Below are 17328 nucleotides of genomic sequence, written 5' to 3'. Positions count from 1 at the left end.
TCAATCCCCCGCCATGGCGGGCGCGCGGCGGGCCTCGCTGAGCGCGTCGGCCAGGCGGGCGATGGCGGCCTGCCCGTCGCCGCGCAGCCGCGCGCCGGCCACGACGAAGCGGTTATAGGCCATCACCGCCGGGATCGCGGCGGCCAGGCCGATGGCGGTGGCGAGCAGTGCCTCGGCGATGCCCGGCGCCACCACGGCGAGGCTGGTGTTGTTCGAGCGCGCGATGGCCGTGAAGCTGTTCATGATGCCCCAGACCGTGCCGAAAAGGCCGATGAAGGGGCCGGAGGAACCGACCGTTGCCAGAAAGGGCAGGCCGGTTTCCAGCGGCCGCATCGCATCGCCGAGCGCGAGGCGCATGGTCTCGCGCAGGCGTTCCTTGCGGGTGAGGCGGTCCTCGTCCGGATCGAAGCGGAGCGCGGCGCCGGCCTGAAGCACCTGCCGCCCGAGGCCGGCTTCCAGTGCCCCGCCGTGCCCGGCGCGGCCGGCGGCGTCGAAGGCGGCCATGTCGCGCCGCAGCCGCCGCAGCCGGAAGGTCTTGTCCAGCAGGATGGCCCAGACGGCGAGGCTGGCGGCGGCCAGGGCCAGCATCACCGCCTTCACCACAATGTCGGCCTGGAGGAACAGGGCGACCAGCGAGAAGTCATGAGCTTCGTTCATGTTCGGATCTTCCTCAGAGCGCGCGCGACAGGCCGGCGAAGACCCCGCGCCGCAGGCCGTATTGCGGCGCGCCGACGCCGATGCCGGTGCCGTCGCGCAGCTGGTAGCTGCGGTCGAGGAGGTTCAGCACGTCCAGCCGCGCGGTCCATTTGCCGCCGCCGGCGAGGGTGAATTCCTGGCTCAGCCCCAGGTTCACGGTGACATAGGGCGTCACCACCTGGCTGTTGGCGAAGCCGCGCCGCATGCCGCTGCCATAGACCAGCGTGGAGGAGACGTTGCCGCCCTCCCACACCGTATAGGCGACGCCGGCCGAGCCGGTGATGAGTTGGTCGTGATCGGTGCGGACGAACTTCTTCTGCACCTGCGCCAGCTCGGCCTGGCTCCAGAAATACTGGTTGGAGACGAGCCCGCGACCCTCGGAGCGCGACAGGGTCAGGTTGCCATAGGCCAGCAGCGGTCCCTGCCGCCATTGCGCGGAGAGCTCCGTCCCGAAGACCCGGCCCTCGCGGTAGTTATAGGGCGAGAAGATATAGGCGCTGCCGAACTGCCCCAGGTCCTGCATATCGCGGACCGAGCGGTAGAAGGCCTCGCCGCCCAGCGTCAGATGCTCGCCGACGCGCTGGCGGATGCCGAGGTTGAAGTAATGCGCGCGCTCGGGGCGCGCCGGGCTGGCCTGGAGCACCTCGGGCGCCAGCGTTGTGCCGACATAGCGATACAGCGCGGGATTGGTGAGCAGCTCGGAGGGCGGCGGCGTGAAGTAGCGCGCATAGCCGGCCGAGATGGTCGTGGCCTCGCTCGGCCGCCAGACGAGGTTGGCGCGCGGGCTGAGCTGCGAGGCGTTCACCTGCTGGTTCATCACATCGAAGCGCGCGCCGACGTTGAGCGTGAGCTCGTCGGTCAGGCGCCATTCGTCCTGGGCATAGACGCCGTAGAGCTGGCCCTCGATCCGCCCGCGTTCCTGGATGGTATAGGGCGCGTCGAAGGTCAGGCCCGCCGCGTTCACCGGCAGCACCGTGCTGTTGGCGATGTTGCGCGTGACGTCCGTGGAGGCGAAGAAGCCGAAGCGCAGCGTATGCGCCGCGGCGACCCGCCAGGAGGCGTCGCCCTGCAGGCCGAGCGAGGTGTTGCGCTTGCGCGTCTCGGCCGCCGAGCCGGAGAGCACCATCTCACCCAGGGTATCCGGCACATAGCTCAGCGAGGTCTGGCGCAGGAAAGCCGAGACCTGCACGTCCAGCGTGTCGCGCGAATGCTGGAGCGCGAGCACGCCGAAACTGGAGCGTTGCCACTGCCGCGCGCGCAGGTTCGCGCTGTCATAGCTGTTCTGGCCGAAGGCGGTGAACTGGGCCGGCTGGCCGGGGACATTGGGCACCTGGAAGCGCGACTGGTTGGTGCCGCCGAGGAAGGCGAGGCGCGTGCGGTCGTCCAGCAGATAGGCCATGTTCACAACGCCACGGACCTGCTGCGTCTCGTTGTGGATCGAGTTGGGCGAGCTGGTCGGATTCTCGAAGCCGCGGTCGCTGCGCAGGTAGCTGCCGGTCACATAGTATTCGAAGGGTCCGACCGCGCCGCCATAGGCGAGGCTCGGCTGGATCTGGCCGAAGCTGCCGCCATAGAGGCTGGCGCTGCCGCCCGGATCCTGCGCACCGGAGCGCAGCGTGATGTCCACGATGCCCGCCGTCCGATAGCCGAACTGGGCCGGCAGCGCGCCGGTGATGAGCTCCACGGAGCGCATGCCGCGCGCGTCGAAGAGCTGGCCGAAGCCGCTGATGGCCTCGGGGATGATTACCCCGTTGATGCGGTATTGCAGGTTCCGGTGGTCGCCGCGGACGTGGAGGTCGCCCTGCGCCTCCTGCACCACGCCCGGCGCCTGGAGCAGCACCTGGTTGAGCGAGGCGCCGCCGCCCTGGGGCAGGCGCTCGATGGTCTCGCGGTCGATGCGGGTGACGCTGGCGCCCAGCGCCGGGGCGATACCGGTCCGCGCCTGCTCCAGCCGGGAGGACTGCACGACGATGGGATCGAGCTCATAGGTCGTGGGGGTGTCGGCCGCCTGGGCTGCGGCCAGGCTGGGGATCAGCGCGAACGGCAAGCCACGTACCAATATATGAACCACTCTTCACCTCTTCATCGGTAGAACTGTATACGTCTTCATAAAAATGAATAAATACAATAACTTAACCAATGAAAGCCGAGGTGGGGCCGGCACGCAAGCCGCAAAATCAAGGCATGAAAAAACCCGCCTGACCGGGCGGGTCAGGCGGGTTGATGGGGAGGCGTGAAAGCGGAGGGCTAGGCGGCCAGCAGGCGGGCCGTGCGCGTCTCCAGCTCCTGCATCACGCGCGGCACGCCGCCGTCGCGGATGAGGGCCGAGAACTCCGAGCGGCGCGAGGCGAGCTCGCTGATCGTGCCCGTCAGATAGACGTCCACGATTCGCGGCGGATTGTTGCCGCGCAGCAGGTAGGACAGCACCACCGGCTCGCCATCGGTGCGGTTCAGCCGCGTGCGGACCAGGGCGTCGCCATTGGGCAGGGTCTGGGTGCCGAGGGTGGTGAAGCTCTCGCCCGAATAGCCGTCGAAGCGCGCGGCATAGGTCGCGATGGACCAGCGCGTGAAGGCCTGGGACAGCGCCTGCTGCTGGTCCGGCGGCAGGCCGGCCCAGTTGGAGCCGGTCGCGATGCGCGTCATGGCCGCGAGGTCGAAGGCCTGGCCCATGACGGGCGTCAGGCGGTCATAGCGGCCGCGCGGGCCGAGGCTGCGGGCATTCCGCATGACCTCGAGCAGAGTCGCGTGGAAACGCTCGACCACATCGGCGGGCGCCGTCTGGGCGAAAGCGGGCGTCGCGAGGGCCAGGAGCCCGGGGGCGACGAGGAGGAGGCGTCGGGTCTGCATGCGCGACATATAAGGGCTTTCGTGATCTGGACCATGGCTCTTGCCTCGGCCACAAGACTGCCATGCGCCCCACGACGATCTTGATCACCGGTGCCACGGGTTTCCTGGGCGCTTCCCTCGTGCGGGCCGTGCTGGCGCAAGGCCATGCCGTGCGCGCCCTCGTCCGGCCCAAGGCGCCGCGCGAGACCCTGGCGGGGCTCGATATCTCCTACGCCCTGGGCACCATCACGGACGGCACCAGCCTCCAATACGCCATGGCCGGGGTGGGCGGCGTGATCCATGCGGCGGCGGATTACCGGATCTTCGTGCCCGATCCGGTCCGCATGCGGGCGACCAATGTCGGCGGAACCGAGGCCGTGATGATGGCGGCGATGAAGGCGGGCGTGCCGCGCATCGTGCACGTCTCCTCGGTCGCGACGCTGAAGCCGCGCGCCGACGGCTCGCCCGCCACCGAGCGCGATGCGGCCACGCCCGACGAGGCCATCGGCCCCTACAAGGCCAGCAAGACCGAGTCCGAGCGGCTGGTGGAACTCCTGGTGCGCAACGAGGGGCTGCCGGCGGTGATCGTGAACCCCTCCACCCCCATCGGCCCCTATGACCGCCGCCCGACGCCCACCGGCCGCATCATCCTGGAAGCCGCGCGGGGAAAGATGCCGGCCTATGTCGAGACCGGGCTGAACCTCGTGCATGTGGCCGATTGCGCGGCGGGCTGCGTGGCCGCGCTGGACCATGGCGAGATCGGCGAGCGCCACATTCTCGGCGGCCAGGACGTGACGCTGGCGCAGATGCTGGAATTCATCGCCCTGGAGCGGGGCCATCGCCGGCCCTTCCGCATCCCGCGCGCGCCGCTCGTGCCGCTCGCCTATCTGTCGGAGATGATGGCGCTGGTGACGGGCAAGGAGCCCATGCTGACGCGCGACGGGCTGAAGATGTCCGGCCACCACATGTTCTTCTCCGCCGAGAAGGCGCGGCGCGTCCTCGGCTTCCAGTCCCGCCCCTGGCAGGAGGGCGTGATGGACGCCATCCACTGGTTCGAGGCGACGGGGATGCTGTGCCGGTGATCTGGATCGGGCTGGCGGCCTGCCTGGCCTGGGCCGTGCTGCTCTTCGGTCGCGGCTTTTTTTGGCTCGCGCGCGACGATGATTCCGATGCCGAAGGCCTGCCTGAACCAGCGATCTGGCCGGCCGTCTGCGCCATCGTCCCCGCGCGCGACGAGGCCGAGACCATCGCCGCCACGGTGCGCGGGCTGGTCATGCAGGACTATCCCGGCCCGCTGCGGATCGTGGTGGTGGACGACCGCAGCTCCGACGGCACGGGCGAGCTGGCGCGCGCCGCCGGCGACGGCCGGCTGACCGTGGTCACCGGCACGGGCAAGGTGGCCGGCTGGTCGGGCAAGCTCTACGCCCTGCAGCAGGGTCTGCGGGCGGTGGAGGCCGAGGCGCATGAATTCCTGCTCTTCACCGATGCCGACATCGCGCATGCGCCCGACAGCCTGCGCCGCCTCGTGGCCCGCGCGACCTCGGACGATCGCGACCTCGTCTCCCTGATGGCGCGGCTGCGCTGCGACAGCGCGGCCGAACGCTGGCTGATCCCGGCCTTCGTCTTCTTCTTCCAGATGCTCTACCCCTTCCGCTGGTCCAACGACCCGCGCGCAAGCACGGCGGCCGCTGCCGGCGGCTGCGTTCTGCTGCGGCGGACGGCCTTCGAGGCGCGCGGTGGACTGCTGCCCATCAAGGGGCGGATCATCGACGACTGCTCGCTGGCTGCCCTCGTGAAGCAGGGGGGCTCGCGCATCTGGATCGGCCTGACCGATCGCGTCCGCTCGCTGCGCGCCTATGACGATCTCGGCACCATCCGCGCCATGGTCGTTCGCACCGCCTATGCGCAGCTGCTCTATAATCCGCTGATTCTCCTGGGCATGGTGGCAGCGCTGAGCCTCGTCTATCTCGCCCCGCCCTTGCTCGCCGTCTTCGGCCAGGGCTGGGCGCGGGGGCTCGGGCTGCTCGCCTGGGGCGCCATGGCGCTGGCCTATGCGCCGATGCTGCGTCGCTTCGGGCTCTCGCCGTGGCGCGGGCTGGCGCTGCCGGCCATCGCCACCACCTATCTCGCCTTCACCCTCGCTTCCGCCCGCGCCGAATGGGCGGGCAAGGGCGGCCTCTGGAAGGGCGAGCCCCTGTCGCGCGAATGACACAGCCCAGATACAACTTGGCGCGGCCTTCCGGCACCGGGCCGAAATGGCCTATTCATTCCGGCTGGGGTTCCGATTTCTGAGCGGAAACAAGGGGTATGCCGCGTTGAACATCATGCCGATCCTGCCCGGGACCGCCGACCAGGCGATCCAGGGGGGCTCGTCCGGTCCGGACAATGCGACGCTGGAGCAGGCCATCGGCAGGACGGCCCGGCACCTGCTCGCGCAACAGCGCCCTGACGGCCATTGGGTCTTCGAGCTCGAGGCGGATTGCACCATCCCCGCCGAATACGTGATGCTCCACCACTTCTTCGGCCGCATCCAGCCGGAGAAGGAGGCGCGCATCGCGCGCTACCTGCGCCGCGTGCAGGCCGAGCAGCTCGGCAACTGCGCCGGCGGCTGGCCGCTTTTCCATGGCGGTCCGCTCGACATCTCCTGCTCGGTGAAGGCCTATTTCGCGCTCAAGATGATCGGCGATTCCGCCGACGCGCCGCATATGGTGACCGCCCGCAAGGCCATCCTGGCCGCCGGCGGCGCCGAGCGCAGCAACGTCTTCACCCGCTCGACGCTGGCGCTCTTCGGTGCGGTGCCCTGGCGCGCCGTGCCGATGATGCCGCCCGAGCTCATGCTGCTGCCGCGCTGGTTCCCTTTCCACGTGAGCAAGATCAGCTACTGGGCACGCACCGTGCTGATCCCGCTGACCGTGGTGATCGCGCGCCAGCCCAAGGCCCAGAATCCGACCGGCGCGGGGATCGAGGAGCTCTTCACGACGCCCCCGGAGCAGGTGAAGGAATGGGCCGGTGGCGCCCACCAGGCCGAGCCCTGGGCCTCGCTCTTCAAGGGCCTGGACGGCGCTTTGCACCGCGCCCGCACGCTCTTCCCGCGCACCCACCGCATGCGCGCCGAGGCCGCCTGCGAGCGCTTCGTCACCGAGCGCCTGAACGGCGCGGACGGGCTGGGCGCGATCTACCCGGCCATGGCGAACGCCATCATGATGTATTCCTGCATGGGCGTGGCGGAGGACGATCCCCGGCTGCTCACCGCCTGGTCCTCCATCGAGAAGCTGGTGCAGGAGCGCCCCGGCGGAGCCGGTCAGGAGCATCTCGACGAGACCTACGTCCAGCCCTGCCTCTCCCCCGTCTGGGACACCGCGCTGGTCAGCCACGCATTGCTCGAGGCCGGTGGCGAGGAACAGCACTCGGCCGTCGCGCGCGGCCTCGACTGGCTGACGACCAAGGAGATCACGGACGTCCGGGGCGACTGGTCCTGGCAGCGGCCGAACCTCAAGCCCGGCGGCTGGGCCTTCCAATACGAGAACGCCCATTACCCCGACGTGGACGACACCGCCGTGGTGGTGCTCGCCATGGACCGCTTCCGCAAGGAGGCCGGCAACGAAGCAGGCACCTATGACCCCGCCGTGAAGCGCGCCACCGACTGGACGGTCGGCATGCAGTCCAAGGGCGGCGGCTGGGGCGCCTTCGACGCCGACAACACCTTCCACTACCTCAACCACATCCCCTTCGCCGATCACGGCGCCCTGCTCGATCCGCCGACGGCCGACGTCTCGGGCCGCTGCCTCGCCATGCTGGCGCAGCTCGGGCGCGGCGACGAAGCGACGTCCAAGGCCGCCATCGAATACATGCTGCGCGAGCAGGAGGCCGATGGCTCCTGGTATGGCCGCTGGGGCGTGAACTACGTCTACGGCACCTGGTCGGCGCTGACGGCGTTGAACGCGGCGGGGCTTCCGCACGGCCATCAGGCCATGCGCCGCGCCGTCGCCTGGCTGGTCGAGAACCAGAACGAGGACGGCGGCTGGGGCGAGGATGGGATGAGCTACCCGAGCCGCGGCGGCACGCGCGCGGACAAGCGACAGGAGGCGCCGTCCTCGGCGAGCCAGACGGCCTGGGCGATCCTGGCGCTGATGGCGGCCGGCGAGGCGGATCATCCGGCCGTGCAGCTCGGGGCCGAATGGCTCACGCGCCACCAGAAGCCCGATGGCGACTGGCCCGAGGAGGACTATACGGGCACCGGTTTCCCGCGCGTCTTCTACCTGCGCTACCATGGCTATCGCCGCATCTTCCCGCTCTGGGCGCTGGCGCGGCTGCGCAACCTGCGCACCTCCAATACCCGGCGGGTCACCCACGGACTCTGACGTTGCGCGCGCATCGCCAGTCACGATCGGACTTTCATTGACCACCTACGATGTCCTGGTCATCGGCGCCGGCGCGGCCGGGCTGATGTGCGCCATCCGTGCCGGCCAGCGGGGCCGGCGCGTGCTGCTGATCGACCATGCCGAGGAGGCGGGGAAGAAGATCCTCATCTCCGGCGGCGGGCGCTGCAACTTCACCAATCGCGACGTTCGGCCCGAGCGATTCCTCTCGGCCAATCCGCATTTCGCGCGCTCGGCGCTCTCGCGCTACACGGCGCGGGACTTCCTCGCCCTGATCGAGAAGCACCGCATCGCCTGGCACGAGAAGACGCTGGGCCAGCTCTTCTGCGACGGCTCGGCCAAGCAGGTGGTGGCGATGCTGCTGGCCGAGGCGGAGGCGGCCGGGGTGGACGTCGCGCTCGACACCCGCGTCACCGACATCACGCGCGGCACGGCCTTCACCATCTCCACCGACCGCGGCGTGCTGGAGGCGGCTTCCGTGGTCCTGGCGACGGGGGGCATCTCCATCCCCAAGATGGGCGCGACGGGCTTCGCCTATGACATGGCCGAGCGCTTCGGGCTGAAGCTGGTCGAGCGCCGCCCGGCGCTGGTGCCGCTGGCCTTCGGCGGCGAGGAGCTCGAGCTGATGCAGCCGCTGGCCGGCGTCTCGCTCCCGGTGATCGCCAAGGCGGGCAAGGCGAGGTTCCCCGAGGCGATGCTCTTCACCCATCGCGGGCTGTCGGGCCCGGCGATCCTTCAGGCCAGTTCCTATTGGCGCGAGGGCGAGGCGCTCACGCTGGATCTGCTGCCCGGGCAGGACGCGGTCGCGCTGCTGCTGGCCGCCAAGCGCGCGCGGCCCAAGGCCGAGCCGCGCACGGTGCTCGGCGAGTTCCTGCCGGCGCGTCTCGCCCAGGCCCTGGCGGAACGGCACCTGCCCGGCATCCGGATGGCCGATCTGCAGGACCGCCCGGTGATCGCGCTGGCCAATCTGATCAAGGCCTGGACGCTCACCCCCGCCACCACCGAGGGCTATGCCAAGGCCGAGGTGACGCTGGGCGGCGTGGATACGGACGGGCTGTCGCAGCAGAACCTGATGGCGAAGGAGGTGCCCGGCCTCTTCGTGATCGGCGAGGCGGTCGACGTCACCGGCTGGCTTGGCGGCTACAATTTCCAGTGGGCCTGGGCGAGCGGATGGGCGGCGGGCGAAGCCGCCTGACTACAGGTGCGCGACGGTCAGCGCGCCGCTCCATTCCTTGTTGAGGTACTCCACCACCAGCCGCCGGTGGCAGCGATGCGCGGTCGCCTCGGAGCAGAGCAGGCAGGCGCCGTCGAGGAAGGACGGCTTCAGGGCCTTCTCGACCTTCCGCTCCTTCATCAGCGCGGAGAAATCGCGCGAGAAGACGTCCCAGTCGCCCTTATCCGTCTTGAAGAACTTCATCAGCTCTTCCGTCGGCGCCAGGATCGGCTCCGGCACGTAGTCCATGCCGTTGATGGTCTTCAGGAAATAGGCGAGGTCGTCCGCCTTGGCGAAGCCGGCGAGCTGCGAGGTGTTGTGCAGCCGCACGTCGATCACGCGCTTCACCTTCGCCGCCTTCAGGCGCGCGAAGAAGTTCTCTGCCGTCGTCTTCGTGAAGCCGATGGTGGCGACGGCGACCGTCATCCCGCGAGCTCTCGCGAGCGGGCGGTGGCGGCCTCGATGGCCTCTTCCATGATGGCGGGCCAGGCCTCGGGGCGCATGAGCACGGCCAGGGCGCGCTCCGTCGTACCCTTGGGGCTGGTCACGTTGACGCGCAGCGTGGCCGCATCCTCCGTGCTCGCGGCCAGCAGCGCGCCGGAGCCCGAGACCGTGGCGCGCGCCATCCGCCGCGCTAGGTCCGGCGGCAGCCCCTGCGAGATCGCGGCCTGCTCCATCACCTCGGCGAGCAGGAAGACATAGGCGGGGCCGCCGCCTGAAACGGCCGTCACCGGGTCGATCAGCGATTCCTGCTCCACCCAGGCCGACTCGCCCACCGCGGAGATCAGCGTGTCGCAAAGCTCGCGCTGGGCGGGCGTCACGCCCAGTCCGGCATAGGCGACGGTGAAGCCCAGCCGCACGGCGGCCGGCGTATTGGGCATGGCGCGGACCACATGCGGCACGCCGCCGAGCAGCGCCTGCAGGCCGCCCACCGTCTTGCCGGCCATGATCGAGAGGAAGACCGTCTCGGGATTCACCAGATGCGCCAAAGCGGGCAGGGCGTTCGGCGCCTCCTGCGGCTTGGTGGCGAGGATCACGGCGGCCGGCGTGAAGTCCCTGGGGATCTCGGCGAAGGAGGTGACGTGGCGGATGCGCCCGGCAAACCCGGCGACGGCGGCCGGATGCGGCTCGACCACGACGGTCTCGGGGGGCAGGCCCTGCTCCAGCCAGCCGGCGAGCATGGCGCCGCCCATCTTGCCGCAGCCGATGAGAAGAAGGGGAGGGAGGGACATGTGCGGCGCTTCCTGGTGGCTTTGCCCTAGTTTAGAGCGCCGCGCGGCGGATGCGAGAGGGCGTTTCTCCCTCCCGACCTTCAGGCCTCGCCCACGCAATCCAGCATCGCGGCCTCCAGCGCCTCGCCCGGCGCCTTGCCGCCCCAGAGGACGAATTGGAAGGCCGGGAAGAAGCGCTCGCTCTCGGTGATGGCGATATCGACCATGTCCTCCAGCGACTCCGCCGAGGCGCCGGGCGCGCCGCGCAGCAGCACGGCATGGCGGAAGACGGGCACGCCCTCGTCGGATTCCAGCCCGAAATGGCCGATCCACAGGCGCTCATTGGCCAGAGCCAGCAATTCGAAAAGCGGGGCGCGGCGCTGGTCGGGCACCTTCACATCGAAGGCGCAGGAGAAGTGCATGGCGCTGATCTCGGGCGCCCAGGAGAAGAAGAGGGTGTAGTTGCACCACTTGCCCGGTGCCTCCGCCGCCATCTCGCCGTCCGAGCGACGCTCGAAGGTCCACTCATTGGCGATGACGATCTGTTCCAGCACATCGAGCGGGTTGGTTGCGCGTTCGTCTTCAGCAACCTCTGCCAGCATTACGGACATGTGGCACTCCCCTATGGGCCCGGTTGGGTGCGCGAGCCCCGCCCCGGGCGGGCTGGACTCACGAGTGGCGAATGGATCGCCGGATGTCGCGTGTCGCCCCCTGGAACCTCCCCCAAGGCCCAGGGATTGGGGTGGATCATACGATCCAACACCACCTGTAGGCTAGGCGACCAAAATCCCGTGTCGCAAGTCCTTCAAATGCGAAGAAGCTGTGAATAACTGTGTCGCCGGCCCGATCAGTCAACGGGTAGGAAGATGAAGACCACGGCCATGACGAGGCAGCCCATCGCGGCGAAATAGGTCCAGCGCAGCTGTTCGCCCAGGAAGGTCACGCTGAAGACGGCGAAGACGCCGAGGGTGATGACCTCCTGCATGACCTTGAGCTGCTGGCCCGTGAAAGTGCCGTAGCCGATCCGATTGGCGGGGACGGCCAGGCAATACTCGAAAAAGGCGATTCCCCAGCTCACGAGGATGGCCACATACATGGGCCAGGACGGCGCCTTGAGATGCCCGTACCAGGCGAAGGTCATGACGATGTTGCTGCCGACCAGCAGCAGCGGAGTCATCCAGTAAACGTTCATGTCATCCCCAGGGCTATGGGTTCGGCGGGAGCGAGCTTTCGCGGCGGAGGCGGCAGGCGCTTCAGCAGCCAGAGCATGAGGCACATCGCGGGCAGCGCGGCCGCGGTGGTCAGCAGGAAGAAGTTGCGCCAGCCCATCGCCTCGGCCAGCTGCCCCGACCACCCGCCGAGAAAGCGCAGCGGCACGGCGGCCAGCGAGGAGAGCAGCGCATATTGCGTGGCGCTGAAGGCGCGGTTGGTCAGCGCGGTCAGATAGGTGACGAAGGCGGCATCCGCGAGGCCGTCCGTGAAGTTCTCGACGCCGACCTGGGCATAGAGCATCCCCATGTCGCGTCCGGTCGAATAGAGCGCGACGTACATCAGGTTGGACAGCATCTGCGCCAGCCCGGTGATGACCAGCGCGCGGCCCGTGCCGATGCGCGCGACGAACCAGCCTCCCGCCAGCACGCCGACCAGCGTCGCCACCAGCCCGAAGACGCTGCCCACTGCCGCGACCTCGCCGCGCGTGAAGCCGATTTCACGGTAGAAGGGCGCGGTCATGATGCCGGCCAGAGCCTCGCCGAGCTTGAAGAGGGCCACGAAAAGCAGGATCGCCAGCCAGTGGCGGCGCTTCATGAAATCGGCGAAGGGATCGATCACCGCGGTCCGCATGCGCCGGCCCCAGCCCATGGGCTCGGGCGGCGGCGCGGCGGGCTCGGGGGCGAGGAGTACGGCGACGAAGCCGACCGCCACCAGGGCCGCGCAATAGGCGAAGGCGCCCGACCAGCCGATGACGGCCACCAGCGCCAGCCCGCCGCCGCTGGCCGCGAGCAGGGCGAAGCGATAGCCCCAGACGTAGCAGGCGAAACCGTAACCCTGGGATTCCTCCTCCAGGATCTCGATGCGATAGGCATCCACCACGATGTCCTGGCTGGCCGCGAGGAAGGCTACCACCACCGCCACGCCGGCCGTCAGCGCGGCGGATTGCGTGGGGTCGGTGAGGCCGAGCGCCAGGATGGACAGGATGAGCGGCGGCTGGATGCTCGCGAGCCAGCCGCGCCGGCGGCCCAGCCGGGCCAGGATGGGTGGCCGGGCATGGTCGATCACCGGCGCCCAGAGGAATTTCAGCGAATAGGACAGCCCGATCAGCGCCGTGAAGCCGATCGCGGCCAGCGAGATATTGGCCTCGGAGAACCATTGCCGCAGCACGAAGCCGGTGAGCGGCAGGGGCACGCCCGCGGCAAAGCCGAGGGCGAGCATGACGAGGAAGCGGCGGTCGCGGAACAGCTTCGCAATCTGCATGGCCGAATGGCTATCAGCCCGCGCGCCGCGCCGCTACACGCTTGGGGTATGGAACCCGCCCGCTTCTTTCTGATCCGTCATGCGCTGGTGGAGGCGACCGCCCGCGCCACGCTCTACGGCAATATGGACGTGCCGCTGTGCGACCTGTCGTTGAAGGGCGAGGTGGCGCTCTACCGCTGGCTGGCGGCGCGCCTGCCGCGCCCGGCGCATTGGGTGACGAGCGCGCTGGTCCGCACCCAGGCGACGGCCAGGGCCATCTTCGCCGCCGGCTATCCCGACCGGGATCTGGCCATCGAGCCCGACCTCGCCGAGCAGTCGCTGGGCGAGTGGCAGGGCCTCACCCATGAGGTGGTGGTCGAGCTGTTGCGCCACCCCGCGCACCCCTTCTGGCCGCACGCCGCCGTCGAGCAGCCGCCCGGCGGGGAGAGCTTCGAGGATCTGCGCGCGCGCGTCGCCCCCGTCATGGACCGCTTGGCCGAGGCGCATCGCGGCGAGGACGTGGTGATCGTCGCCCATGGCGGCTCCATCCGCGCCGCCCTGGCGCATGCGCTGGCCCTGGACGGGCACCAGGCCCTGACCTTCTCGATCAAGAATCTCTCGCTGACCCGGCTGGAAAAGCACGGGTCGGACTGGCGCGTGGTGTCGGTCAACGAGGAGCCCTGGATCATGCCCGACGTCGAGTGAATCCGGCCTCGGGAGAGCCCTTGGCCCTTTTCCCTTCCTCCGCGGGGATAGCTGAGCTAGAATCACGTAATTGCTTAGGGTTATCGGGGGAAGCTCATGCGCCTTGTCATCCTGGCCGCGTTGGCGGCTCTTTCGGCCTGCGCGGGGGCGCCGACCGGAAACGCGCCGCAGGCGCTCGTCGACCGTTCCGCTCTCACCGTTCAGGAAATCCTGAGCGAGGAGAATGACCGGCTCGACGCCGCCAGCATGCTGCGCCGGGCGCGCGGCGCGCTGGTCTGCCCCCGCACCTTCAGCGCGGCCTTCTTCGCCGGCGGCGAGGGCGGCGATTGCGTGCTGGTCGGCCGCGACGCGGCGGGCTCCTGGTCCTCGCCGGCCTTCTACGCCACGGGCACGGGCAGCATCGGCTTCCAGGCCGGCATCCGCGACAGCCAGACCCTGCTGCTGCTCATGAGCGAGAAGGCCATGAACGCGGCCATCCAGAACCAGTTCCGCTTCGGCGCCGATGCCTCGCTGGCCATCGCCCATGTCGGCGGCACGGTGGAGGCGGCGACGACGACCAATCTCGGCGCCGACATCCTGGCCTTCTCCCGTTCGCGCGGGCTCTTCGCCGGGCTGGCGCTGGGCGGCACGGTGATGGATCCGCGCCCCGACTGGAACGCCGCCTATTACGGCCGCCCGGTCGAGCCGCGCGACATCGTGGTCAGCATGTCGGTCCACAATCCGGGCGCCGACCCGCTGCGCGCCGCGCTGATGCGCTTCGGCGGCGCGCCGACCGCCGCCGCCCCGGTGGCGGCTCCCGCCGAGGCCCAGCCGATCGCCTCCTCCCGCGCCGCCGCGCGCGGCAATGTCGGGCGCATGCCCCTGCCGCCGCCGCCGCCGCATCGGTGAGACCCGGCGCCGGGGACGCAATTCCCCGGCCCGCCGAGTTGGGCTAAAGCTGCGCTGTGCCGGACGTTCCGCCCTTCTGGAAGACCAAGACCCTCGACGCGATGACCAGCGCCGAGTGGGAGAGCCTGTGCGACGGCTGCGGACGCTGCTGCCTGCACAAGCTGCGCGAGGACGACACCGAGCGCCTGCACCACACCGAGGTCGCCTGCCGGCTGCTCGACACCGACACCGCCCGCTGCTCCGACTATGCCAACCGGCGCGCCCGCGTGCCCGATTGCATCCGTCTGACGGCCAAGCGGCTGAAGGACATCGACTGGCTGCCGCCCACCTGCGCCTATCGCCTCCTCGGCGAGGGGCGGGACCTGCCGTCCTGGCATCCGCTGCTCTCGGGCGATCCTGACAGCGTGGTCCGCGCCGGCGTCTCCGTGCGCGGCCGCGTGATCAACGAGCGCCAGGCCGGCGCGACCGAGGACCATATCGCCACCTGGCCAGGAAGTTGGCCCCGAAAGGCGGGCAAGCGCCCGGCCATCGGATCACTGCAAGGAAACGAGCCATGAAGAATGCCCTGTTCGGCGGCGTGAACGCCGCTGTCCTCACCGCCATGACGGCGGATTTCGCGCCCGACCTCGACCGGATGGCCAAGCACGCGAAGTGGCTGCTGGCCAATGGCTGCAACGGCCTGGGCATTCTCGGCACGACGGGCGAGGCGAACAGCTTCGGCCTGCATGAGCGCAAGCAGATCCTGGAAGGCCTCATCGCCCGCGGCGTGCCCGCCGGCGTGATGATGCCGGGCACGGGCTGCGCCAGCCTGACCGACACGGTCGAGCTCACGCTGCATGCCAAGGCGCAGGGCTGCCGCGGCGTGCTGCTGCTGCCGCCCTTCTACTACAAGGCCCCCTCGGATGACGGCCTCTTCGCCTATTTCTCGGAAGTGGCCACGCGCGTCGGCTCGGGCATCGCCCTGTACCTCTACAACTTCCCGCAGCAGTCCGCGGTGCCCTTCAGCCTCGACCTCATCGGCCGCCTGCTGAAGGCCTTCCCCGGTGTGTTCAAGGGCGTGAAGGACAGCTCGGGTGACTATGCGAACATGAAGGCGATGATCGACGCCTTCGCGGCGCAGGGCTTCGAGGTCTATTCCGGCTCGGACGAATTCCTCCAGAAGATCCTCGCCGAGGGCGGCGCGGGCTGCATCACGGCCGCGAGCAACGCTAATTCGCATTGGGGCGGCATCGTCTATGCCAAGCGCACGGGTCCCGAGGCCGATGCGGCCCAGGCGATGCTGGCCGCGACCCGCAAGGCCGCGACCGCCTTCCCGCTGATCGCCAATCTGCGCGAAGTGATCGCGCGCAGCACGGGCGATGACGGCTACCGCAACATCCGCCCGCCGCATTTGCCGCTCGACAAGGCGACGGCCGACAAGTGCTGGGCGACCTGGGTCGCGACGGGCGCGATCCCGTTGCCGGGCATGGCCGCCACCGCCCAGGCCGCGGAGTAACCGGCATGTCGGACTCCCTGCGCTGCCGCGCCCCCGCCGTCCCGGTTACGCTGATCGACGACGACAAGGTGCGCGTCATCCGCTGGGAGTTCGAACCCGGCGCCGAGACCGGCTTCCACCGCCACGGCTGGCTCTATGTCGTCGTGCCGATGATGGATGGCACGCTGCTGATCGAATATCCCGACGGCACGACCAGCACCTCGGAGCTGAAGGCCGGCGTGGCCTATCACCGCATCGCCGGCGCCGAGCACAATGTGATCAATGCGGGCCCGGCGACGCTGCACTTCGTCGAGACGGAAGTGAAGGCGTTTCCGGGCTAGAGCATCACTCGATCAGACGGAATCGTCTGGTCGGGTAAAGATGCTCGAAAAACAAAGAGCTAGAGATTTCGAAGTGAGCCCTTGCGAACGGAAAAGGCTCTAGCGGCCGGTCAGCCGAGGCGCAGGCCCCGGCGGCGGATGAAGTCGCCCCAGGTCTTGCTGTCGCTCTCGAACATCTGCCGGATGGAGGCGGGCGACCCCTCCATCGGGGCGAGGTGCATCTGCGCCAGGCGCTGCCGCACGGTGGGGTCGCGCAGGGCCACCTGGAGCGCGGCGTTCAGCCGCAGGGTCGGTTCCTCGGCCAGTCCGTCCGGGCCGACCAGCGCGTACCAGCCCGGCATGGTGGGCGCCCGCACGCCCTCCTCGGCCAGCGTCGGTACCTGGGGCAGTTCCGGCAGGCGCGCGTCGAGCAGCACGGCGAGCGGCACGATCGCGCCGTTCAGCACCTGCGGCAGCGCGGTTCCCACCACGGTCAGCATGGTGTCCGTCTCGCCGCTCATGAGGCTGGCGAGCGGGGAGACGGCGCTGTAGGGCACGTGGGTGAGGCGGATATCCGCCGCCTCGGCGACCATCTCCATCGCCAGATGCGTCGAATTGCCGTTGCCAGCGCTGGCGAAGGTGATCTCGCCCGGCCGCGCCCGCGTGCGCTCGAGGAACTGCGCCACCGTCCTGATGCCGCTCTTGTGGCTGGCGACCAGGATGAAGGGCGTGTTCACGACCGGGCCGATATAGCTGAAGTCGCGCGCCGGATCGTAGGGCAGGTTCGCATAGAGGTAGGGGTTGAAGGCGAGCATCGACACGCCCGCCAGCAGGACCGTGTAGCCGTCCGGCCGCTGCTGCTTCAGATAGGCGGCGGCGAGATTGCCATTGGCCCCCGCGCGATTCTCGATGACGACGGGCTGGCCGAGCTCGCGCGCCATCGGTTCCACCAGCAGGCGCGCGATCACGTCGGTCAGCGTGCCGGCGGCGAGCGGGACCACCATCCTTACCGGCTGGTTCGGAAAGCCGGTTCGCGCCTGTGCATGGGCCGTGACGGGGGCAGCGAAGGCGGTGCCGGCGATGAGCTGGCCCAGGTGACGCCTGTTCATGGGGATATCTCGCCTTCCGCTGGAACGTTGATATAATAAAAACAGACTGGACTGTT

General features: G+C 69.4%; 18 protein-coding genes. 9 read left to right on the top strand and 9 right to left on the bottom strand.

The window, feature by feature from the left end; translation table 11 throughout:
* From ACO057_RS13170 to ACO057_RS13160, 3 genes are all read right to left on the bottom strand, one after another.
* Positions 1–657 carry a MotA/TolQ/ExbB proton channel family protein gene (locus ACO057_RS13170; protein ID WP_421992397.1) on the bottom strand — a complete coding sequence of 219 codons (657 nt, stop codon included), beginning with the start codon at positions 655–657 and terminating at the stop codon, positions 1–3.
* 13 nt (positions 658–670) lie between these two features.
* Entirely contained in the window at positions 671–2743 is a 2073-nt protein-coding gene (locus ACO057_RS13165) for a TonB-dependent receptor (protein WP_421992395.1), read from the bottom strand.
* Positions 2744–2943: 200 nt separating this feature from the next.
* Positions 2944–3543, bottom strand: a complete 600-nt coding sequence (locus ACO057_RS13160; protein WP_421992393.1) for an ABC transporter substrate-binding protein — start codon at positions 3541–3543, stop codon at positions 2944–2946.
* A gap of 62 nt (positions 3544–3605) precedes the next feature.
* Here ACO057_RS13160 and hpnA point away from each other — a divergent pair, with 62 nt between their 5' ends.
* The 4 genes from hpnA (at position 3606) to ACO057_RS13140 (ending at position 9096) form a co-directional block, all read left to right on the top strand.
* Positions 3606–4604: a hopanoid-associated sugar epimerase gene (gene hpnA, locus ACO057_RS13155; RefSeq protein WP_421992391.1), complete on the top strand. Its 999-nt coding sequence runs from the start codon at positions 3606–3608 to the stop codon at positions 4602–4604.
* Positions 4601–5731 carry a glycosyltransferase gene (locus ACO057_RS13150; RefSeq protein ID WP_421992389.1) on the top strand — a complete coding sequence of 377 codons (1131 nt, stop codon included), beginning with the start codon at positions 4601–4603 and terminating at the stop codon, positions 5729–5731. Before hpnA ends, ACO057_RS13150 begins: the two co-directional genes overlap by 4 nt.
* 115 nt (positions 5732–5846) lie before the next feature.
* Positions 5847–7883 (top strand): squalene--hopene cyclase, encoded by a 2037-nt coding sequence (gene shc, locus ACO057_RS13145; protein ID WP_421992387.1) that lies wholly within the window; start codon positions 5847–5849, stop codon positions 7881–7883.
* A gap of 37 nt (positions 7884–7920) precedes the next feature.
* Positions 7921–9096: an NAD(P)/FAD-dependent oxidoreductase gene (locus tag ACO057_RS13140; protein ID WP_421992385.1), complete on the top strand. Its 1176-nt coding sequence runs from the start codon at positions 7921–7923 to the stop codon at positions 9094–9096.
* Here the strand turns inward: ACO057_RS13140 and ACO057_RS13135 are convergent, their stop codons facing one another.
* From ACO057_RS13135 to ACO057_RS13115, 5 genes are all read right to left on the bottom strand, one after another.
* Positions 9097–9540 carry a DUF488 family protein gene (locus tag ACO057_RS13135; RefSeq protein WP_421992383.1) on the bottom strand — a complete coding sequence of 148 codons (444 nt, stop codon included), beginning with the start codon at positions 9538–9540 and terminating at the stop codon, positions 9097–9099.
* A complete protein-coding gene (gene proC / locus ACO057_RS13130; RefSeq protein WP_421992381.1) occupies positions 9537–10346 on the bottom strand; it encodes a pyrroline-5-carboxylate reductase in 810 nt (269 codons plus the stop codon). Before proC ends, ACO057_RS13135 begins: the two co-directional genes overlap by 4 nt.
* A gap of 80 nt (positions 10347–10426) precedes the next feature.
* Entirely contained in the window at positions 10427–10927 is a 501-nt protein-coding gene (locus ACO057_RS13125; protein ID WP_421992482.1) for a YbjN domain-containing protein, read from the bottom strand.
* A gap of 245 nt (positions 10928–11172) precedes the next feature.
* Positions 11173–11502, bottom strand: a complete 330-nt coding sequence (locus ACO057_RS13120) for a DMT family protein (protein WP_421992379.1) — start codon at positions 11500–11502, stop codon at positions 11173–11175.
* A gap of 11 nt (positions 11503–11513) precedes the next feature.
* On the bottom strand, positions 11514–12797 hold the full coding sequence (locus ACO057_RS13115) for an AmpG family muropeptide MFS transporter (protein WP_421992377.1): 1284 nt from the start codon (positions 12795–12797) through the stop codon (positions 11514–11516).
* 48 nt (positions 12798–12845) lie between these two features.
* Here ACO057_RS13115 and ACO057_RS13110 point away from each other — a divergent pair, with 48 nt between their 5' ends.
* The 5 genes from ACO057_RS13110 (at position 12846) to ACO057_RS13090 (ending at position 16184) form a co-directional block, all read left to right on the top strand.
* Positions 12846–13481, top strand: coding sequence for a histidine phosphatase family protein (locus tag ACO057_RS13110; protein ID WP_421992375.1), 636 nt, complete (start codon positions 12846–12848; stop codon positions 13479–13481).
* Positions 13482–13577: 96 nt separating this feature from the next.
* Positions 13578–14369, top strand: coding sequence for a lipid-binding SYLF domain-containing protein (locus ACO057_RS13105; protein ID WP_421992373.1), 792 nt, complete (start codon positions 13578–13580; stop codon positions 14367–14369).
* A 56-nt stretch (positions 14370–14425) separates the two neighbouring features.
* Positions 14426–14926 (top strand): YcgN family cysteine cluster protein, encoded by a 501-nt coding sequence (locus ACO057_RS13100; RefSeq protein WP_421992371.1) that lies wholly within the window; start codon positions 14426–14428, stop codon positions 14924–14926.
* A complete protein-coding gene (locus ACO057_RS13095; RefSeq protein ID WP_421992369.1) occupies positions 14923–15864 on the top strand; it encodes a dihydrodipicolinate synthase family protein in 942 nt (313 codons plus the stop codon). The genes ACO057_RS13100 and ACO057_RS13095 overlap by 4 nt, the downstream gene beginning before the upstream one ends.
* 5 nt (positions 15865–15869) lie before the next feature.
* Positions 15870–16184, top strand: coding sequence for a cupin domain-containing protein (locus ACO057_RS13090; RefSeq protein ID WP_421992367.1), 315 nt, complete (start codon positions 15870–15872; stop codon positions 16182–16184).
* Positions 16185–16294: 110 nt separating this feature from the next.
* Here ACO057_RS13090 and ACO057_RS13085 read toward each other — a convergent pair whose 3' ends face one another.
* A complete protein-coding gene (locus tag ACO057_RS13085; RefSeq protein ID WP_421992365.1) occupies positions 16295–17272 on the bottom strand; it encodes a Bug family tripartite tricarboxylate transporter substrate binding protein in 978 nt (325 codons plus the stop codon).
* Between the last annotated feature and the right edge of the window lie 56 nt (positions 17273–17328).

The organism is Roseococcus sp. (assembly GCF_965227005.1).
Taxonomy (GTDB): domain Bacteria; phylum Pseudomonadota; class Alphaproteobacteria; order Acetobacterales; family Acetobacteraceae; genus Roseococcus.
This window is presented reverse-complemented; position numbering and strand designations above follow the sequence as displayed.